Origin of the sequence: Leptotrichia trevisanii DSM 22070 (genome assembly GCF_000482505.1) — a bacterium.
GTDB lineage: Bacteria > Fusobacteriota > Fusobacteriia > Fusobacteriales > Leptotrichiaceae > Leptotrichia > Leptotrichia trevisanii.
Genome location: NZ_AXVL01000009.1, coordinates 109512 through 129385, shown reverse-complemented (window position 1 = coordinate 129385; position 19874 = coordinate 109512). Strand labels below are relative to the sequence as shown.

Here is a 19874-nt window from a genome sequence, read left to right as displayed (position 1 = left end):
AGAATATGTTTTTGAATATTTTCAGTCCATGTCCTAGAGTACTTGTAACCACAAGAAGGACAGAGCTTAGACTTACAAGTAATAGGGAACAGGTGTGTAACAGGACAGTGAGGACATTTGAACTTGACAAAACCTTTTGAAATATCCCTGCAGGCAAGAAATTTATCAAAGGAAAGTTTAATATGTTCAAGGTGACTGTCGCCAATATTATTTTTCTTGCAAAATTTTAAGGAATCTAGTAAAATATTGTTGTTACTGAAAATATATTTCAGTTTATTTTGTGTAATGTTTATCATAAATATATTATACAAAAAAATCAGCCGAATTTCTATTCGGCTTTTTTTATTATACTGCTTATTATATTAAGTTATTCTCAATACAGAAAATTAAAAATTGAAACATATTTATAAAAATATTCCAAAGTCTTACTATTTCTAACCTCAATTTCATTATATGTAACACAATTTTATTACCATAATGTTATATTTTCCTCATCTGAAAGCCATAATAGCTAGAATCTGCTTTTCTTATAAGGTTAAAAAGTGCTTGTGACAAATCTTATTTTTTACAGCTAGTTCTCTAGAATATACGTAGTTGTTGCACAAGCACAGATAAATATAAAACTTAATAATATTTTTTCATAACAATTACTTCTTGCTATTTTTTATTAAATTTATCTTCAAATAATCTTGTGAATTTACTCGAAATTTACCCTTCATTTTCAAAATACATCATATGTCCATAAAAATAATCAAGTGCTTTAATTTTTCTAATTCCAGTTGGAAATAATTTACAGTTATTGAAATACCAGTATCCTACTTCACCAATATATGGATCAGAACCTTCTGGATTAGAACCTTGTGGAGTATAGTTCCTATCTTTTTTTCTAATAAGATTTAACAGAGCTTTATTTAAATCAGGCCTTTTTCCATCATAAATGGCAGGAAAATTGACATAAGTCCTACCTATGTTTTGACATACAAAATTTTTTCCAAATAAAGTACCAAAATTGGCTCTTATGTAAGCTCCTTCACTTTTAGTAATGTTTATATCTTTAGGATAAGTATAAGTTATCGCACAAGCACAGATAAACATAAAACCTAATAACAATTTTTTCATAATAAATCCTCCCTTTAACATTATTTAATTACAAATTTTAATATATTATTAATACCTCTTATTATAATTATACCTCATTTAATGCGGTTGTCAAGTTGTTTTTAAATTTATTTTTAAAGTTTTCAAATGAAATAATCATTATATTGTTGTTTTTTAATATTTTACGTTTTTTTATATAGTATTTCGTTTACTGTAAAATCACTTGACATATTTAAAAAAATATTATATAATTTCAATATAATAAAACGGAAATTATTTTACTTTAAAAAATGAAGTTTGGAGGGATTATATATGAAAAAAATTTTTCTACTTATAGCAATACTAGCTATCAGCGTACTGTCTTGCGGAAACAACGACAATAAAAATATTTCTGCTGCACCTGAAAATAATACACAAAATGTGGAGCAAATAATACAGCAACATGCAAGTAATGAAATAAATATAAACCAAAATTCAAGTTCAGATAGGGAATATTCGGGTAATCTGGCAAAAGGGATGGATGAAGAATTTACGACGGATGGAAAATTACATGAAGAAAAGTTTTTGAATAAGACATTTGGTTATACAGATACATCTGACAGTTTTAAGATTCAAAAGGATAGTCAGGGATATTTCTTGACAAAATATATTGACGACTCTCCTGAACAGGACGGTTCTGGTTCAACAAAAGAGGAAAAAGTAAGATTGAAACTGGAAAAAGGGACAATTCTTCAAGAAGTAAGCAATGAGCCTTTGGCTTATGCTTATGATACAAAATTAAAAAAAATGGTGTTTTTAAACCCAGAGAATGATTACAGAATAATACTCGCAACTGATTAGATTGAAATTTTCCCGTATATTTTTTACTTAAAAAATCAATTTTTAAAAAATTTGACAAAAGAAAAATAATGTCTTATAATGATGTGTTTAAAAGATTTTTTGATAAAAAAGTTTTTTAGACAAAAAAATAGTAAAAAATAAAAAAGGGAGAAAAATTATGAAAAAATTATTTTTTGTTTTAGTAATATTAGTTTTTGGTTCGGGAATTATCATTGCCAAAGAGATGTTTAGCGAGAAAGTGCCTGAAAATATTGTGTTTGTTGGAGATTCGATAATGAACAGCAGTAAGCAGTATATTGCACCTAACTTCAAAAATCCTTATTTTGACACAAAAATATCACGTCAATTTTCAACACTTCCAGGAATTGTTACAAAATTAGTGGAAGATGGGAAATTAAAAACTGTATTAGTTGTGCATCTTGGAACAAATGGGAAATTTACAGATAAAGATTTTGATTATGTTATGGAAATGGCAAAAGGGAAAGATGTATTCTTTATGAACACTGCACACAAGGATCCTTGGGAACAGGAAGTAAATAGAAAATTAAAGGAAAAAGTCGCACAATATGACAATGCTTACCTAATTGACTGGTACTCTTATGCAAAAGGGAAAAACCAATATTTCTATAAAGATAGAACTCATTTAAATGATAAAGGGCAAAGATATTATGCAGACTTTATAACTAATGAAATTAAAAAACATTATCTTGGAGAAAATGAAAAAACTGAACCTGTAAAAGAAAAATCTTCAGATTCTTCTGATACAAAAAATGTTCAATAGAATAAACAGATTTAAATAAATAATTTTTATAAAAACTACTTTAATTTCAAACTAAAAAAGTTGAGCCATATCATAAAACATAGTATTTTATGCAATTTAAACAGTTTGTTTTGAAGTAGTTTTTTTTATTAAATTTTATCTTTAAATATTTTAAATAAGACAATTATTAAAATAAAAAATAATTATTAATAATCAAATAAAAATCTATAAAATTAAATTATTATACAAATATATTTTTAAAAGAAAGGAATTTTTTAATTTATGAAAAAGGAAAGAATACAAAGCCTTGATATACTTAGAACAATTGCACTTGTTCTTATCTGTGTTTATCACTGGTTTTCCTACAAGGGGACTTACATCGGTGTCGTTATATTTTTTGCATTAAGCGGGTATCTAGTTACGACTGGATTGCTTTCCAGAGATTTTTCAGTTTTTTCAGTAATTAACCGAAGGCTGAGAAAAGTTTATCCAAGTCTGCTAATTGTGATATTAATTTCAACCATCGCATTATATTTTGTAAACAATGGACTTGAAATGAAATACAAATACAGTGCAATATTTTCAATATTGGGACTAAATAATATTTATCAGATTTTTTCAAAAATGTCCTATTTTGACAATTTTGGAATTATCTTGCCCCTGACACATATTTGGGCATTATCGTTCCTGATACAGATGTATGTATTTTTCCCACTTTTATTACAGGGGCTTAAAAAACTGAAATTAAAAAACAATACCATCGGAATTATATTTTTGGGAATTGGGATAATCTCTGCATTAATAATGGCTTGTGTATTCTATATAACTTCAAAATCTCCAGAAGGAGCGGATTTTTCCAGAATATATTATGGAACTGACACAAGAGCCTTTGCATTTTTTTGTCCAGCTGCAATAGCGTGTTTTTATGCAAATAGAGAAATAAAAAAAGATACCGAGAAAAAAATTATATATGTTTTAGGGATTTTAGGGCTATTTTCTTTAATTTTCTTTTGTTTTGGAATAGATTACAGAAGTGCCTACAATTATTATGGGCTGATGTTCTTATCAAGTATTTTGATTGGATTTACAATTGTTCTATTCTCAAAACCTGAATTAAAAAAATTCGATCTTTCAAAATATCCTAAAATCTTTAATCCAATAATAAGATTAGGACAACATCAGTATCAATACTATTTGTGGCAATATCCAATTATGATATTTGCTCGTGAATATTTTAAATGGGCAAAACTTTCAAACGCTCAGCAATTTTTTATCCAAATTATTGTCTTAGTGACAATTTCAGAATTAAGTTACCTTTTATTTGAGAAAAAAAGTATAAAATACATAAGTTATCCTGTTTTAATTTCTATTTTTGCAATTTTAATATATTCACCAATTTATGAAAATAAAGATTTGGAGGAAATGAAGGCAGCACAGGCAGCGGCAGCTAACGCAACTACAGAGGAACCTGAACCTGCTCCTACCACTACTCCAACAACAAATACACCAAATGGAAACTTAACAATGGATGAACTTCTCACGGCGATAAATACCCCATCTAAAGGAATAGAAGAGGAAACAAAAATTCAAAATGAAATTCTGAAAAAATACCCAAATGATGAACGAAATATTTTATTTATCGGAGATTCTGTGCTAGATATGACAAAAATTGACTTGAAGAAAAAATATCCAAATTCCATCATTGAAACAAAAGTTGGACGTCAATTTTATGAATTGCCAAATATGTTAAAAAATTATGCTCAGGACGGGAAATTAAGAAAAATCATTGTAATTGCACTTGGAACAAATGGAACAATTTACGAAAAGGATATGAAATCTGTTTTGGAAACATTGAAAGGACACGATATTTACTTTATAAATACAGTTATGCCTGATCCGTGGCAAGACAGTGTCAATGCGGAAATCAGGAAGGCAAGTGCCGAAAACCCAAATATAAAGGTAATCGACTGGTATTCATATTCCAAAGGTAAACAGGAATATTTCTACAAGGACGGAACACATCCAAAACCTCATGCAGCCAAAAGGTACATTAACCTGCTGTATTCTGTACTAAGTAAAGACATTCTAAATTCAAATACCAATGCAGATACAAATAAATAATTTAACAAAAGCTATCTTGAAATATTTTTTGAGATAGTTTTTTTAACAAAGCTATCAAATTAATTATTATAAAAATTTATTCTTATTTTTAAACGGGGTTTAGCAAAAAGGAGATTGAATTGAATGTTATAACATAAGACAAAAAAAGCCAAATTAATAAATCTGGCTTTTCACAAATATATAAAATTTATAATGCATAGTAAAATTACTCTTTAATACTGAAAAGATTTGAATATATAACAAAATTACAGTTAGTCTCAAAAATTTGAGGAAATCTATATAATTTTCACTTCAAATTTATCAAAAATTTTTTTATAACTTTCTAAAAAATCTTTTTTATCTTTTTCACAAATAAATACATCAAAATCTGATAAATTACTAAACTTATAATTTCCAAGAATACCTAATTTTCTGTATTCAGTTGCTAAAAATATTTTTTTTGAAATATTCATAATTTCTTTTTTTGTATTTCCATCATTTGCTTCAAAGTTCATCACTTTTCCAGCTTCCAAGTCTATTCCGGCACTTCCGATAAAGCTCTTATCCACATTGTATTTTTTTATATAGTTAATAGCTTCTATTCCAACATTTCCACCAATTTCCTTGTTATATTCGCCACCTATCATAATGATGTCTATTTTTGAATTTTTATTAAAATGTGTTGTTATGCTAGGCATATTCGTGATAAGGGTTATTTCCTTTTGAGAATTTGCAAGATATTCTGCTGCGATGTAGTTTATACTTGTAATATCAAAAAATATTGTTTCTCCACTTTCGATATTTTCTATGATTTTTCTTGCAATAATTTCCTTTGGTTTTGTTCTATTTATGACTCTTTCTTCAAGTGTGCTGAAATGTGCGAGTTCTTTTAGCAAGATTGCACCTCCATGGGTTCTTTTCAGCTTTCCTTCCTGCTCCAGCCTTTTTAGGTTTTTTCTTATAATAACTTCCGAAACATTAAATTTTTCCGCCAAATCAGTAACTTTTACTTTTTTCTCATTTTTCAGAATTTCCAGTATTTTTTCCAGTCTTTCATCCAAAAACATATCAAATCTCCAATGCTTTTTTATAGTTACCTAGATTATACCAAAATTCATTTAATATTTCAAAATTTTATAAAAAATTGAAAGAATAAAAATTATAACAAGTCAAGCAGTGTTTTTTTGCCATAAATCTTTTCCCAGTCAGAATTAAACGTATCCATGCTCCAGTCTGTGTAAGGATGATAAATTAATTTTTCAAATACATCTGGAGCTACTGTTACAGATTTTGATCCAGCCAGAATTGTTTCGTGAATCTGTCTTACATTCTTAAACGAAGCACCTAATATTTTTGGCTCAAAGATTCTTTTGTACTGTGTCAATTTTTCCTCATCAGTCTTTTTAGTCATTTCAAGGATTTTATAAGCATCCTTTACAATTTCAATTCCATTTTCGCCAATATTGTCAGAACGATTAATGTATGGAGCCATATATTCTGCCCCTGCCTCTGCTGCCATAATTATCTGCTGTGGTGATAAAATACCTGTTGCAGTTATTTTATGCCCATCTTTTGCCAAAATTTTTATGGCTTTTATACCTTCAGGCGTTACAGGAATTTTTGTATAAAAATTTTCTCCAAAAGTGTCACGCAAAAGCTGCACTTCTTTTACCATTATTTCAGATGTACTCCCAACAGCCTGAGCATGCACAATCTTATCTTTTCCAATAATATCAAAAATATCATTTATAATCTCTTTAAAATCTCTTTTTTCCTTCGCAATAATAGTAGGATTTGTAGTAACCCCCGCTATTGGAAAAATATCGCTAATTTTTTTTATACTCTCCAAATTCGCCGTATCAATAAAATATTGCATTCTTATCATCCTTTCTTTTTTTATTTTTTGAAATAATAATTCCATATTTTAATTAGTTTCGTTTAATTTCGATATTATTTTAATATATAATTTAAAAAATGTCAATGTCTTTTTTCAATTTTTATAAAAATTTTGATTGAATAATTACTTTCTTTATGTTATAATTAACATGTAAAGAAACAATCATAATATGAAAAAAACAACGACAAGGGCTAGTTCAATTTGAACTAGCTTTTTGTATTAAGTTTTGCTATAATATTTTTGGGTTCGTTGCCTAATTCATATTATGATTGGGGGTGATGTCCAAATAGAACGGGATATAGTTTTATATTAGTTCAACTTGTGGTTATTTACTACATCCTAAGTAGAAGATAACACCCCAAAATGAAAAAATAATTTTTTCCCTGCAATTATTATTTATTGCAGGTTTTTTTATAAATTTTTTTACAAAATTAAATAAAACTCTTGACAAATTTTCAAAAATAATGTAAAATCGAAATATAAAGAAACAAAATGAAACTTAAGAGATATTTTCAAAAGGAAAAGAGGTGTAAAGGATATGAGAGCTTTAGTTACAGATATTGAAAGGGGAGCCACATTTGATGGGCCAGGAATTAGAACAGTCGTGTATTTTAAAGGATGTCCACTTAGATGTCTGTGGTGTTCCAATCCTGAAACACAAAAGCTGGAAAACGAATTTTGGGATTACGACGGCTCTCTTTATAAAGGAAATAAAACTTCATGTTCTGGCTGTCCTGCTGCAAATACACTAAAACAAGTTGCAAAAGATATGACGCTGGAAGAAGTGTTTGCAATTGTGATGAAAGATGAAAACTTTTATAGAAATTCTGGCGGAGGGGTTACGTTAAGCGGTGGAGAAATACTTGTAAATTCAGCTTTTGCAATAGAACTTTTTGAAAAGTTAAAAGAAGAGTATATCAACACTGCTATAGAAACAACAGGATATGGAAATTACAAGGATTTTGAAAAATTGGCAAAATTGACGGATACAATTTTATTTGACATAAAACATATGGACAACGAAAAACATAAAAAATATACCGCTGTTTCAAATGAAATAATCTTGAAAAATCTTACAAAACTTTCAGAATGGCATAAAAGAATCATTATGAGATTTCCATTTATAAAAGGAATTAACGATGATGAAAAAAACATTCACGAAACGGCAAAATTTTTAAAAAAGCTGAATTTGCTGGAAGTGAACATACTGCCCTATCACACAATGGGACTTGAAAAATATAAAAAATTAGGAAGAGAATATCCAATGAAGACACTTGAAAAACATACACAAGATGAACTAAATAATGCTTTAAATATAATGAAAAGTTATGGTTTACAGGCAAAATTGAATGGATAAAAAAATTAATAAAAAATAAAGACAAGATATTAAAATAAAAAATGGAGGAAAAGGCAATGAGAGAATTTGTTTTGAAAAGTGAAAGAGTAAAAAAATTAAGAGAATCGGCTTTATCAAAATTTCCAGGAGTAAGTGTTGAAAGAGGTAGACTTTTGACTAAAGCATATAAAGAACATGAGGGGAAATCAAAATATATTGTTCGTGCCTATGCAGTCAAGGAAATTCTGGAAAATATGACAATTTACATAAAAGATGGAGAACTTATTGTGGGAAATCAGTCTGTTGACGAAAGAACAGCTCCGCTTTTTCCTGAATATGCAGTAGACTGGATTGTAGATGAAATTAAGGCGAAAGGAAACTTTGATCATAGGGATGGAGATAAATTCAGAATTCCTGAAGAAGAAATTCCTGAATTACTTGAAATTTGTGAATGGTGGCGTGGAAAAACATTGAAGGATAAAGCTCATGCTCAAATGCCACAGGAAATAAAGGAGGCTGGAACTGTAAAAATCATTCATGGTGAAGGAAATATGACTTCTGGTGACGGACACATCGTCCCTGACTTTAAAAAAGTTTTAACAAAAGGACTAAAGGGAGTAATAGAAGAGGCTAAGGCTTCTATGGAAAAAGTGGATATTACAGTTTATGGCGGATACAATAAAATTGATTTCTTGAAGGCTGTACAAATTGTGGCACAGGCGACTATTGACTTTGCTCATAGATTTGCAAATTTGGCTAAAGAATTGGCTGAAAAGGAAACTGATCCTCAAAGAAAAGAAGAATTGCTTCAGATTCAGAAAAACTGCCTAAATGTACCTGAAAATCCTGCTCAAACATTCTGGGAAGGTGTACAGGCAATCTGGTTCATACATCTGGTAATTCAGATTGAAAGCAACGGGCATTCAGCTTCGCTTGGAAGAGTGGATCAATATTTATACCCACTTTATAAAAAAGATGTTTTGGAAGGAAATTTAGACAGGGAATTTGCAAAGGAAATGCTGCAATGCCTATGGGTAAAACTTTACTCTGTAATAAAAGTCCGTTCAACTTCACATTCTGGCTACGGTGCAGGTTATCCGACTTATCAGAATGTTACAATTGGAGGATCAACTCCAAGTGGAAAAGATTCTACAAATGAATTAAGCTATTTAATTCTGGAAAGTGTTGGAGAAAATAAACTTACACAGCCGAATCTTTCTGCAAGATTTCATATAAATTCTCCAGAAAAATTCATAAGAAAATGTGCCGAAGTAGCTGCAACAGGTTATGGAATGCCTGCAATGCATACAGATGAAATAATAGTTCCTGCATTGCTTAATAAAGGAGTGAAAATTGAAGATGCCTATAATTATTCAATGGTTGGATGTGTGGAAGTTGCTGTTCCTGGAAAATGGGGTTACAGATGTACAGGAATGACTTTTTTAAACTTTGTAAAAGCAACTGAACTTGTGTTAAATGACGGTTACGATGCCAGAACTGGACTTCAATTACTAAAAGCAGGGAAACTGACTGACTATGAAACTTATGAGGATTTATGGGAAGCATGGAAAAAATATATGAAACACTATACAAAACTATCTGTTGCGCTTGATGCATTGGCTGATACACATTTAGAAGAATTTCCTGACATTTTATTGTCAAGTTTAATTGATGACTGTATTGGAAGAGGACTTTCCGCAAAAGAAGGTGGAGCAGTTTATGATATTATTTCAGGACTTCAAGTGGGAATCGCAAATGCTGCAAACTCACTGTATGCACTAAAAACCACTGTTTTTGATAATAAAATTTTAACAAAAGAAGAGGTTTATAATGCTCTTCAGACAAATTATGCGAGTGAAAATGGGGAAAGAATCAGAAAAATATTGCTGGAAGTGCCTAAATATGGAAATGATATTGATGAAGTGGACGAATTTGCTACAAATATCTACTGGACATACATTGATGAAATTCAAAAATATCACAATACAAGATACGGAAGAGGACCAATTAATGGCGGTTATGGAGTTTCAACATCTGGAATTTCTTCAAATGTACCAATGGGAACAGTAAGCGGTGCAACTCCAGACGGAAGATACGCCTATACACCTGCAGCCGAAGGTGGTTCTCCAACTCAGGGAACTGACACAAACGGCCCTACAGCAGTATTAAATTCTGTAAACAAATTGCCAACTTTAATGATTACAGGTGGACAATTATTGAATCAAAAATATTCACCTGAACTGGTAAATACTCCAGAACAGTTTGAAAAATTTGTAAATGTAATAAAATCATTTATAAGTTCAAAAGGATGGCATATCCAATTTAACATTATTTCAGGAAAAACATTGAAACAGGCACAGGTTGAACCTGAAAAACATAGAGATATTATCGTAAGAGTGGCTGGATACTGTGCACAATTTGTTACACTTGACAGAACTACACAAAATGATATTATTTCAAGAACGGAACAAAGAATATAAATATTTATCCTTTTAGATAAACTTCTAAAATAAATTTTCTCTTTACTGCAAGGGGCTGGTAATTTTAAGCTCCTTGTATTTTTATAGTTTTTCAGTAGTTTCAAGACAAAAAAAGAGGCATTTGCCCCCTTCCTTGCTCAAATACATTCAATTCCTATTTTTTCATACTCTTCCAGTATCTCCGCTGATACACTCTTATCTGTTATAATAGTTGTAACATCTGTCATATCACACACTTTATAAGGCATTATTACATTAAATTTATTTGGTATAATTAACGTCACAACTCTGCTTGAAGACTTTATAAACTGACGTTTTACACTTACTTCCTTTTCATAAGGGCTTGTTATCCCCATTAACGGATGAATTGCATAAGCTCCCATAAAACAAATATCTGGATAATATTCTTTTACTTGCTCTACTGCCAAATTTCCCACATTAGTCATAATTTTTTGAAACAGATTTCCACCAACCATTATTATTTCTATATTTTTGTGATTACAAAGCTCACTTGCTATAGCTAGGCTATTTGTAATTACTGTTAGTGACAAATTAACTGGAATAGCTTTTGCTAATTGAAGATTTGTTGTACTTCCGTCTATCGCAACTAACTGCCCATCCTTTAGTAAATTTACACCTTTTAATGCCAGTTCGTATTTTAGTTCAGGCTCAAAATTCTGTCTTTCCGTATAATTTAAAGCATATCTGTTTAAAGGCAATGCCCCACCAAAAACTCTTTTTAGAAGTCCCTTTGTATCCATTTCAGCGAGATCTCTTCTTATCGTATCTTCAGAAACGGACAAATCAATCGCAAGTTCTCCGACTACAACTTTACCTTTATTATTAAGTTTCATTAAAATTATATCCTGTCTTTCATTTTTAAGCATTTTTATCATATCCAATCTTTATATTATTTTTTTATTCTATCGAATATTAGAAAAATTTTCAAGAAAAACTTTTTATAAATTCTAATTAATATCTATTAAAATTATTATATATTTTAATTTAATAATGTATATAAAAACCCCTATATAATTATAGAGGCTTTATTATGTTAATTATTTTTTTGTTATAAATATAATTGTTTCTTCCCCAGCTTCCACATTTCCAGTTTTTTCAACTTTTATACCATATTTTGCCTTGTCTACATTTAAGAAAGTTACAGGTGAAATTAACGAAATTCCTGCTTTTGTTATTGCATTTCTGTCCAATGTTCCAATTTTTTCACCTTTTCTGACTGTATCACCTATTTTCTTAAACAATTTTATACCTTCTCCATTTAATCCCGCTGTTCCAAGTCCAACGTGTATCAGAATATTATGTCCAAACTTGTCCTGAATAATAAAGGCATGTTCTGTTGTATAAACATTTACTACTGTTCCATCAGTTGGAGCGATTATTTTATCGCCTTCAATTTCTATTGCAAAACCATCTCCAAGAACCTTTGTATTAAATATTTTGTCACCAATGTTTTCAATATCGTAAATTTTACCTTTATACGGAGCAATTATCTGATTTATTGCCTCAAGGGACTCATAATTTTCATTTACGCCCTCTTCACTCAAGTTCAAAACATTCAAATCTATATTTCTTCCTGGTTTTTCTTCTGCAAATGAGGCTTCCATGCCGTGTTCTTTTATTTTTTCGATATATTCTGTCAAGTTACTTTTAATAACTGACACAGTAGGCCCGTATACAACTTGAATTCCACTTCCTTTTTTGATAACTCCCATTGCTCCTGTACGTTTTAATGCTGCCTCATTTACTAAATCCATATTATTTACACGCATTCTAAGTCTAGTTGCACAGCACGTAACATCACCAAAATTATCAAGTCCTCCAAGTCCATCTATAATTGCCTGTGAAACTGTATCTTCTGTTATTGCTCCTTGTTTTCTACTATCTCTCATAGTGTTATAGTCATCTTTTGTATATAATTTCGTATCTTCATCATCGTCTTCTCTTCCTGGAGTTTTTAAATTCCATTTTTGTATAACAAATTTAAAGAAGAAATAGTAAAGTACAAAATATATTACAAATATCGGCAATAATCTAACCCAGTGTGTTTTTGAACTTCCCGGCAAAATTCCATATAATGTGAAGTCTATTAATCCGCATGAAAACGTTGTTCCTATTGCTATATCAAGTATTCTCATAAGTGCAAATGAAATTCCTGCAAAAATACAGTGAACAACAAATACGAAAGGTGCTACGAATAAGAATGTAAATTCAATAGGCTCTGTAATCCCTGTAAGAAAACTTGTTAAAGCCGCTGAAAGTAACAATCCTCCAACTATTTTCTTTTTATTTGGTTTTGCACAATGATACATTGCAAGAGCTGCTCCTGGAAGTCCACCCATCATAAATGAATATTTCCCTGTCATAAATTTAGCCGCATCTATGCTAAAACGTGTAGTGTTTGGCGATACTAATTCTGCAAAGAATATGTTTTGTGCCCCTGAAACCATTGTTCCATCTATCATTGCACTTCCACCCAGTCCTGTTTGCCAGAATGGAATGTACCAGATGTGATGAAGTCCAAAAGGTATCAATATTCTTTCCATAAATCCAAAAATAAATATTCCAATATCCCCCGAACCTGTTACAACTCTTCCAATTGAGAATATTCCCTGTTGAATAACTGGCCAAATTGCAAAGGAAATGAATCCTACAACAATATAAGCAAACGTACATATAATTGGTACAAATCTAACTCCTGAAAAAAATGATATTGCTGCAGGAAGTTTTGTCTTATAAAATCTATTATGCAAAAATGCAACTCCAAGTCCTACTACAATTCCCCCAAACACTCCCATCTCAAGCGTTTGTATCCCAAGCACGGAACTTATCGCACCATCCAGCACTTTTTCCGAAACAGTCCCGTCAGGTAAAATTTTTCCGCTAAATACCAATAATGTTTTAATAGTTGTGTGCATTATTATAAATGAAAGTCCAGAGGACAGCACCGCAACCCCTTTTTCCTTTTTCGCCATTCCCAACGCTACTGCCATCGCAAATATCAAAGGCAAATTGGCAAATACTGCAAGTCCAACGTTATTCATTACAGTAAGGACATAATTCATAGGTGTCCCTTGTGCAAGCAATCCATCTAAATGATAAAACGCTATTGTCTTAGGATTTGTAAACGAAGCCCCTAAACCTAATAACAATCCGGCAACTGGTAAAATCGAAACTGGCAGGAAGAACGCCCTTCCTATTGTCTGCAATGTAAGAAAAATCTGATTTTCTTTTTTGTTTTTTTTCATAACATCCTCCAAATAAAATTATAATATTAAATTTTTTCAAACTGTCCTAAAATTCAATTTTTAAAAATTAGTCAACTCCTGTATTTTGAGCTGCACAATTAAAATTTTATATTTATAGTCAATCCACTAAAAAATTGGAGTAAAAATATGTAAAAATCAATGGATTGATTACAGATACAGCCTAACCTTCTACTCTCATTTTAAACTGGAATTGCTATATTTTAAAACAATTTGATTTTATTTCTAATTTAATCTTTATTTTCTAACTAAGTATTATTTTTGATTTCACTTAGTTTCATATTGTTCCTCTTTAATATTATAACTTTAATTTTTATAAAGTCAAGCGTTTTTTTGCATTTTTTTGCAAATATTTCATAAAAATAATAAAATATTTTAAATTTTAAATTATTTTATGCTGTTTTTTGCCATTTTAAAATTATTAAACTAAAAAAACATTCCTGCTTTGAAACGTATACTTTAAATTATATTTTAAATATAGTTTTAAAATTTAAAAAAATTAATGTGCATTTTTTTAAAATCAGGTTATAATATAGTGATATCATTTTAAAATCAAACTCAAAAGTTATGAATATGTTATATAAAATTTTATTTTTAGACGATTTGAGTATAGTTTTTAGAATAAATGTGGGATGATAGAAAAAAAGAAAGGATGGTTATTATGAAAAAAGTGGCAATATATTTATTTTTGATGATGAATATAATTTCGTTTGGAAATATAAAAGATCCCTTTAAAGATAAGAAATTTGATGATACTTTTAAAAACGTGCAGGAAATATTCCCGGGAGACTTTCGATGCAGATTTATTATAAAGCAGGTTTTACTCCGTTCATTTCACGAAGATAACAAAAATATGGAAATGATAGATACATTTAATTCTTCTTTAAGCACTTATGGAAGAATAATACAGGAGGAAGGATTATTCGGGAATGAAAAAAATCCCGTAAATGTTACCACAAAATATTATTCCAAATACTGCACAATTCCAAAACAGGAATGGTTAAATAACTTTGGTTCCCCGTCATTAAATAAATATTTTGATTTAATAAAAGAAAATCGTTTGGATAAATAAATTACAATAAAACTACTTTAAAACAGAATTTAAAAGTTATGATTTACTCAAATTTTAAGTCTCTTTAATTTTTAATGATTTGATTTTAAAGAAGTTTAAGTATATTTGAAAAATATTAAATTATTCTTGATTTTTAAAAAAGTTAGGATATAATCATATTGAAAAAATAAAAACTTATAAGGAGGAAACATGAAAAAATTAATTTTATTAGGGTTAGCGGCGGCTATAAGCATATCAGCTATGGGAGCAACTAGAAAAAAAACGGCTTCAAAAAACAGACTTTCAGCTAAAACACTGGAATTAAATTTAATCCACATTAACGATCACCATTCACATCTTGAAGAAGAAAAAATGGACTTAGTTCTTAATGGGAAAAAAGTCACTGTCAACGTTGGTGGAATGCCAAGAATGATTCAAAGAATAACAGATTTAAAAAAATCTAGTAAAAATAATCTGGTATTGCATGCAGGAGATGCTCTTTCTGGAACATTGTATTACACTTTGTTTAAAGGAAAAGCTGATGCGGCACTTATGAATGTAGGACATTTTGACTTGTTCACTTTAGGAAATCATGAATTTGATGATGGTAATACTGTCTTAAAAAATTTCCTTGATGAATTAAAGATACCTGTAGTTTCAGCTAATGTTATTCCTGATAAGGGAAGTATTTTGGAGGGAAAATGGACTCCTTACGTAATTAAAAAAATAGATGGACAGGATGTTGCCATTGTGGGATTAGATGTAGTAGGAAAAACCATTGAATCTTCAAGTCCTGGAAAAGATATAAAATTTCACGATGAAGTTGAAACAGCCAAAAAAATGGTAGCAGAACTTCAGGCAAAAGGAATCAACAAGATAATTTTCCTATCACATGCAGGATATGAAAAAAATCTTGAAATCGCTGAAAAAGTTTCGGGAATAGATGTTATTATTACAGGAGATACTCACTATCTATTGGGAGAAAGCTATAAAGAATATGGATTAAAGCCTGTTGCGGAATATCCTAAAAAAATAATGTCACCGGCAGGGGAGCCTGTATATGTTGCAGAAGCATGGTGTTATTCACATATGGTAGGAAATATGAAAATTAAATTCAACGATAAGGGTGTAGTTACTGAATTAAAGGCGGAACCTACAATAGTTATTGGAGATAACTTGTTTGAAGTTAAAAATGACAAAGGTGAAAAAAGTCAGCTTCAAGGAAAAGAAAAAGAAGATATTATCAAATATGTAAACAGCCGTAAAGATATAAAATTTGTCAAAGAAGATCCTGCTGCCCAAAAAGTGCTCGCAAGATATAAAGCAGAAAAAAATGAGCTGGGTAAAAAGGAAATAGGAAATATAACACAGGAAATCCCTGGTGGATCTGCAAACAGAATACCTAATGATAAAAATCCGGAAGGATCTTTAGCTACAACACTTGTATCTGAAACAGTTCTACACACGCTTAAAAATATGGGAACGGGTAATATTGACATGGTAATATTAAATTCAGGAGGGGTAAGAATATCTTTAACTCCGGGAAAAATTTCCTATGATGATGCTTATACATTACTTCCATTTACTTCAAATACTATTTACATTTTAAAAATGAATGGTGCAGAAATAAAACAAGTCATAGAAGATTCATTGAACTTTGCACTTGACGGAGGATCTTCAGGAGCATTCCCTTATGGAGCAGGAATAAGATTTGAAGCAACTAGGGAAGGAACTTTAGGGACAAGAGTTAAAAAAATTGAAGTGCTAGACGCAAAAACAAATAAATGGGTTCCAATTGATGCCAAAAAAACTTATACTGTAGGAACAAATTCATATATTGCTGCAGGAAAAGATGGATATACAACTTTTGGTAAAATCACCTCAACTCCAGGAAGAGAAGGGACAAATACACATTTAGGTGTTGAAACTTCATTTATAAACTATGTCAAGGAGAAAAAAACAGTTGGAAGGCCTGAATCTTCAAATGTAAAATTTAAATATTAAAAAAATAGAGGCTATCTCAAAAATTTTTTTGAAATAGTCTTTTTATTATAATAGCTCTATTTTATACTAAACCCCATTAGAAATTAGAAGTCACTATACTTCTGCCAATCATAATAACTCTGATTCAGGCTATAAGCATGAAATCCGTTATCATTCAAAAGTTTGGAAGCAAGATTTGCATAGGCACAGTTTCTTCCTCTGCAATAAACGATTATTTCCTTATTTTTTGGTAATTTTTTTAGATTTTCTTCAAGATTTTTCATTGGAATATTTATCGCATTCTCTATATGGCTTGAATTAAATTCATCTGCTGGACGTAAGTCAATTATCAATGTTTCTTTATTTTTTGCCATTTCATAAGCCTGTTCCAGTGTAATTGGACGAATTTTCATACAACTGTCATTAAATTCACTGTGTATTCGCTGAATATCCGAAAGCTGCTGCTCCCCTACCCCAATCAGAAGATACACCAAGTCAATTATCTGCGTATTTGCAATCTCATAAACAACATAATTCCCCTTTTTTTCACAAACAACCAGATTACCATCCTTTAAAACCTGCAAGTGTCTTGAAGTATTAGCAATACTCATTCCTGTTTCATTTGAAATACTTTCCACAGTTTTTGCTCCCTGCACAAGCAAATCCAGTATTTCAATTCTTTTCTCGCTGGACAGGCATTTCCCAATTTTTGACAATCCGGAATACAGGCTATTTTTATAATTTTCACATATTTTATCCATTTAATTCAGCTCCTTTTTACTTTCCGTATTTACACCAAATTTCTTTAAAATTAGATTCGAAAGTTACGATTATTTTAAGCCCCACGTTCATTTAATCTTAACCAATTTAATATTGAAGCAGTTTGAGCACATTTTTAAAATTTTGTAATAAAAATATTGACAATTTATTTTAAATATGATACTATTCAATTGATTAATTGAATAGTTGATTTTATAAAAATAGTATAACATAATTTTTTTAAAAAATAAACTGTAAATTACAAACTTAGTAAAAATAATTAAAGAAAGAGGTTGATGTAAAATGGCATTAAGTTTAAACAAAGATAATTTTGAAAAAAGTATTGCAAATGGAGTGGCTTTAGTAGATTTCTGGGCAGAATGGTGCGGCCCTTGTAAAATGCAGCTTCCTATTATTGAAGAATTTTCAGGGGAAATGGAAGGAAAAGCTACAGTTGGAAAAGTAAACGTGGATGAACAATTGGAACTGGCACAATCTTTTGGAATCCAAAGCATACCTACATTAATTTTATTCAAGGATGGAAAACCTGTTAAAAAATTAGTTGGATTACACTCAAAAGAAGCACTTTATGAAGAAGTAAACCAAGTATTATAAAAGTTAAATAAAATATATTACTTAAAGAAATATTTATAGAAAAAGTCTAGCAGTTGTTTTTCAATTTTGCTAGGCTTTAATATTAAAAAATAAATTTAATTATGATTTTACTCAGTCAATAAATTTTTTTAATTTTAGTGAGATTCAGTCATAATTTATAAAACGAAAAATTGCAAAAAAGGAATGGTGAAAAATATGTATGATTCAGTAATTATAGGATCAGGGCCCGCAGGACTGACAGCCGCAATCTATCTAAGCCGTGCAGGACTAAAAAACATAGTAATAAATGGAATGGAACCTGGAGGACAGCTTACAACTACAACAGAAGTTGAAAACTTTCCAGGATTTCCACAAGGAATTTCAGGCCCACAGCTAGTAGAGGACATAAAGGCTCAATCTAAAAATTTTGGAACTGAATTTCTGCAGGCAGTTGTAAAAGATATTGAAGATGTTGAAAATAATGGCAAAAAAACATTTAAATTACATTTGGATAACGGAAATATCATAGAAACAAAAACAGTAATCTTATCAACAGGAGCAAGTGCAAAATATCTTGGAATTGAAAATGAAAAGGAAAGTATAGGAAAAGGAGTCAGTGCATGTGCCACTTGTGACGGATTTTTCTATCGTGGGAAAGATGTTGTTGTAATCGGTGGTGGAGATACTGCGATGGAAGAAGCTGTATTTCTAACAAAATTTGTGAACAAAGTTACAATCATTAACAGAAGAGATACATTACGTGCTTCTGCTATTATGCAGCAAAGAGCAAGAGATAATGAAAAAATCGAGTGGAAATTAGACTACACCCCCAAAAAAGTGCTAGCTGATGAAAAAGTTACAGGAATAGAGCTTATAAACAACAAGACAGGTGAAACTGAGACTTTATCAACAGATGGAATTTTTGTAGCAATCGGAAGAACTCCAAATACAAAATTTCTTGAAGGAAAAATCGAAATTGACGACAGAGGCTACATTGTAACAAAAGGAAAATCCTCAAAAACAAGCACTAACGGAATTTTCGCAGCGGGTGATGTTCAGGACAACAGATACCAGCAGGCAATAATTGCAGCAGGAAGTGGTGCCATTGCAGGACTTGATGTAGAAGAATATTTAAGGGAAAATAACTTATAATTCTAAAATTTTAAAAAGTAAAATATTAAATATGTACCAACAAACTGGATAATAACAATTGGAAAGTTTTGAGGTACATTTTTTATTTGATGATTTACCTTGCTAAGAATATATTTTAAAACTATTAAAATAATTATTTTTTAATTTAGTTATTTAACTGTTTTAAATGAAATTTATTAACCCAAAAATCTAATACTAAATTCCATTAAAAAATAGAAACTATGTTAAGGACAAGAAGTTGTAATTCTTTGCTAATTAAACATTTGCTGTTTAAATGGGGAATAGTATTAGATTGTATTTGAAAATGTGGAAAAGTTGAGTTGAAAAATTTACAAAATATATGATTAAAGGAAAATAAATAAATTTTTTTTATCAAAAATAATGGGGTAAGAAATGAAAAAATTTTACAAGATTGGCTTTTTATGGAATTATATATATTTTTTATGAAACTTGAAAAACACAAAATATTGTGTTATCATTATGTTATCAAAACTATATATAGTGTTTTTTTGTTAAAATGATGATTGGGTTATTGATAAT

The 19874-nt window shown here is 30.0% G+C and carries 16 protein-coding genes; 9 read left to right on the top strand and 7 right to left on the bottom strand.

Annotation, left to right across the window (positions count from 1 at the left end; all coding sequences use genetic code 11):
- Both K324_RS15400 and K324_RS0102925 read right to left on the bottom strand, forming a co-directional pair.
- Nucleotides 1-296: transposase zinc-binding domain-containing protein (locus K324_RS15400; RefSeq protein WP_211231542.1), on the bottom strand; the 296-nt coding region annotated here is incomplete at its 3' end.
- A gap of 412 nt (nucleotides 297-708) precedes the next feature.
- The gene (locus K324_RS0102925; protein WP_146995943.1) at nucleotides 709-1119 is read right to left on the bottom strand and encodes a hypothetical protein; all 411 of its coding nucleotides are present in this window, start codon (nucleotides 1117-1119) and stop codon (nucleotides 709-711) included.
- A gap of 291 nt (nucleotides 1120-1410) precedes the next feature.
- On the opposite strand from K324_RS0102925, the gene K324_RS0102920 reads away from it, so the two are divergent.
- The 3 genes from K324_RS0102920 (at nucleotide 1411) to K324_RS0102910 (ending at nucleotide 4819) form a co-directional block, all read left to right on the top strand.
- A complete protein-coding gene (locus K324_RS0102920; protein WP_026747833.1) occupies nucleotides 1411-1938 on the top strand; it encodes a hypothetical protein in 528 nt (175 codons plus the stop codon).
- A 157-nt stretch (nucleotides 1939-2095) separates the two neighbouring features.
- Nucleotides 2096-2719 carry an SGNH/GDSL hydrolase family protein gene (locus K324_RS14185; protein WP_036095029.1) on the top strand — a complete coding sequence of 208 codons (624 nt, stop codon included), beginning with the start codon at nucleotides 2096-2098 and terminating at the stop codon, nucleotides 2717-2719.
- A gap of 261 nt (nucleotides 2720-2980) precedes the next feature.
- The gene (locus tag K324_RS0102910) at nucleotides 2981-4819 is read left to right on the top strand and encodes an acyltransferase family protein (protein WP_026747832.1); all 1839 of its coding nucleotides are present in this window, start codon (nucleotides 2981-2983) and stop codon (nucleotides 4817-4819) included.
- A 275-nt stretch (nucleotides 4820-5094) separates the two neighbouring features.
- Here the strand turns inward: K324_RS0102910 and K324_RS0102905 are convergent, their stop codons facing one another.
- Nucleotides 5095-5865, bottom strand: coding sequence for a DeoR/GlpR family DNA-binding transcription regulator (locus K324_RS0102905; protein ID WP_026747831.1), 771 nt, complete (start codon nucleotides 5863-5865; stop codon nucleotides 5095-5097).
- A gap of 92 nt (nucleotides 5866-5957) precedes the next feature.
- Nucleotides 5958-6683 carry a transaldolase family protein gene (locus K324_RS0102900; protein ID WP_036095044.1) on the bottom strand — a complete coding sequence of 242 codons (726 nt, stop codon included), beginning with the start codon at nucleotides 6681-6683 and terminating at the stop codon, nucleotides 5958-5960.
- A 550-nt stretch (nucleotides 6684-7233) separates the two neighbouring features.
- Here K324_RS0102900 and K324_RS0102895 point away from each other — a divergent pair.
- Together K324_RS0102895 and K324_RS0102890 are read left to right on the top strand one after the other, a co-directional pair.
- Nucleotides 7234-8052 carry a glycyl-radical enzyme activating protein gene (locus K324_RS0102895; RefSeq protein ID WP_015770150.1) on the top strand — a complete coding sequence of 273 codons (819 nt, stop codon included), beginning with the start codon at nucleotides 7234-7236 and terminating at the stop codon, nucleotides 8050-8052.
- A gap of 56 nt (nucleotides 8053-8108) precedes the next feature.
- Nucleotides 8109-10511: a glycyl radical protein gene (locus K324_RS0102890; RefSeq protein WP_026747829.1), complete on the top strand. Its 2403-nt coding sequence runs from the start codon at nucleotides 8109-8111 to the stop codon at nucleotides 10509-10511.
- A 137-nt stretch (nucleotides 10512-10648) separates the two neighbouring features.
- Here the strand turns inward: K324_RS0102890 and K324_RS0102885 are convergent, their stop codons facing one another.
- Together K324_RS0102885 and K324_RS0102880 are read right to left on the bottom strand one after the other, a co-directional pair.
- Nucleotides 10649-11398, bottom strand: coding sequence for a DeoR/GlpR family DNA-binding transcription regulator (locus K324_RS0102885; RefSeq protein WP_026747828.1), 750 nt, complete (start codon nucleotides 11396-11398; stop codon nucleotides 10649-10651).
- 171 nt (nucleotides 11399-11569) lie between these two features.
- Nucleotides 11570-13777 carry a PTS sugar transporter subunit IIABC gene (locus K324_RS0102880; protein ID WP_026747827.1) on the bottom strand — a complete coding sequence of 736 codons (2208 nt, stop codon included), beginning with the start codon at nucleotides 13775-13777 and terminating at the stop codon, nucleotides 11570-11572.
- Nucleotides 13778-14456: 679 nt separating this feature from the next.
- Between K324_RS0102880 and K324_RS0102875 the strand changes: the two genes are divergently transcribed.
- Together K324_RS0102875 and nadN are read left to right on the top strand one after the other, a co-directional pair.
- Nucleotides 14457-14867 carry a hypothetical protein gene (locus tag K324_RS0102875; RefSeq protein ID WP_026747826.1) on the top strand — a complete coding sequence of 137 codons (411 nt, stop codon included), beginning with the start codon at nucleotides 14457-14459 and terminating at the stop codon, nucleotides 14865-14867.
- Nucleotides 14868-15056: 189 nt separating this feature from the next.
- Complete coding sequence (nadN, locus tag K324_RS0102870; protein ID WP_026747825.1) at nucleotides 15057-16850, top strand: NAD nucleotidase; 1794 nt, start codon at nucleotides 15057-15059, stop codon at nucleotides 16848-16850.
- A gap of 83 nt (nucleotides 16851-16933) precedes the next feature.
- Here the strand turns inward: nadN and K324_RS0102865 are convergent, their stop codons facing one another.
- Complete coding sequence (locus K324_RS0102865) at nucleotides 16934-17590, bottom strand: metalloregulator ArsR/SmtB family transcription factor (protein ID WP_026747824.1); 657 nt, start codon at nucleotides 17588-17590, stop codon at nucleotides 16934-16936.
- Nucleotides 17591-17891: 301 nt separating this feature from the next.
- Here K324_RS0102865 and trxA point away from each other — a divergent pair, with 301 nt between their 5' ends.
- Both trxA and trxB read left to right on the top strand, forming a co-directional pair.
- The gene (trxA, locus tag K324_RS0102860) at nucleotides 17892-18203 is read left to right on the top strand and encodes a thioredoxin (RefSeq protein WP_026747823.1); all 312 of its coding nucleotides are present in this window, start codon (nucleotides 17892-17894) and stop codon (nucleotides 18201-18203) included.
- A 195-nt stretch (nucleotides 18204-18398) separates the two neighbouring features.
- Nucleotides 18399-19334, top strand: a complete 936-nt coding sequence (trxB, locus tag K324_RS0102855; protein WP_026747822.1) for a thioredoxin-disulfide reductase — start codon at nucleotides 18399-18401, stop codon at nucleotides 19332-19334.
- Nucleotides 19335-19874 lie beyond the last annotated feature (540 nt).

What these genes read in the sequence shown, in the direction of transcription:
- K324_RS0102925 (WP_146995943.1), bottom strand. Translation starts at nt 1,119, where the DNA reads ATGAAAAAATTGTTATTAGGTTTTATGTTTATCTGTGCTTGTGCGATA.
- K324_RS0102920 (WP_026747833.1), top strand. Translation starts at nt 1,411, where the DNA reads ATGAAAAAAATTTTTCTACTTATAGCAATACTAGCTATCAGCGTACTG.
- K324_RS14185 (WP_036095029.1), top strand. Translation starts at nt 2,096, where the DNA reads ATGAAAAAATTATTTTTTGTTTTAGTAATATTAGTTTTTGGTTCGGGA.
- K324_RS0102910 (WP_026747832.1), top strand. Translation starts at nt 2,981, where the DNA reads ATGAAAAAGGAAAGAATACAAAGCCTTGATATACTTAGAACAATTGCA.
- K324_RS0102905 (WP_026747831.1), bottom strand. Translation starts at nt 5,865, where the DNA reads ATGTTTTTGGATGAAAGACTGGAAAAAATACTGGAAATTCTGAAAAAT.
- K324_RS0102900 (WP_036095044.1), bottom strand. Translation starts at nt 6,683, where the DNA reads ATGATAAGAATGCAATATTTTATTGATACGGCGAATTTGGAGAGTATA.
- K324_RS0102895 (WP_015770150.1), top strand. Translation starts at nt 7,234, where the DNA reads ATGAGAGCTTTAGTTACAGATATTGAAAGGGGAGCCACATTTGATGGG.
- K324_RS0102890 (WP_026747829.1), top strand. Translation starts at nt 8,109, where the DNA reads ATGAGAGAATTTGTTTTGAAAAGTGAAAGAGTAAAAAAATTAAGAGAA.
- K324_RS0102885 (WP_026747828.1), bottom strand. Translation starts at nt 11,398, where the DNA reads ATGCTTAAAAATGAAAGACAGGATATAATTTTAATGAAACTTAATAAT.
- K324_RS0102880 (WP_026747827.1), bottom strand. Translation starts at nt 13,777, where the DNA reads ATGAAAAAAAACAAAAAAGAAAATCAGATTTTTCTTACATTGCAGACA.
- K324_RS0102875 (WP_026747826.1), top strand. Translation starts at nt 14,457, where the DNA reads ATGAAAAAAGTGGCAATATATTTATTTTTGATGATGAATATAATTTCG.
- nadN (WP_026747825.1), top strand. Translation starts at nt 15,057, where the DNA reads ATGAAAAAATTAATTTTATTAGGGTTAGCGGCGGCTATAAGCATATCA.
- K324_RS0102865 (WP_026747824.1), bottom strand. Translation starts at nt 17,590, where the DNA reads ATGGATAAAATATGTGAAAATTATAAAAATAGCCTGTATTCCGGATTG.
- trxA (WP_026747823.1), top strand. Translation starts at nt 17,892, where the DNA reads ATGGCATTAAGTTTAAACAAAGATAATTTTGAAAAAAGTATTGCAAAT.
- trxB (WP_026747822.1), top strand. Translation starts at nt 18,399, where the DNA reads ATGTATGATTCAGTAATTATAGGATCAGGGCCCGCAGGACTGACAGCC.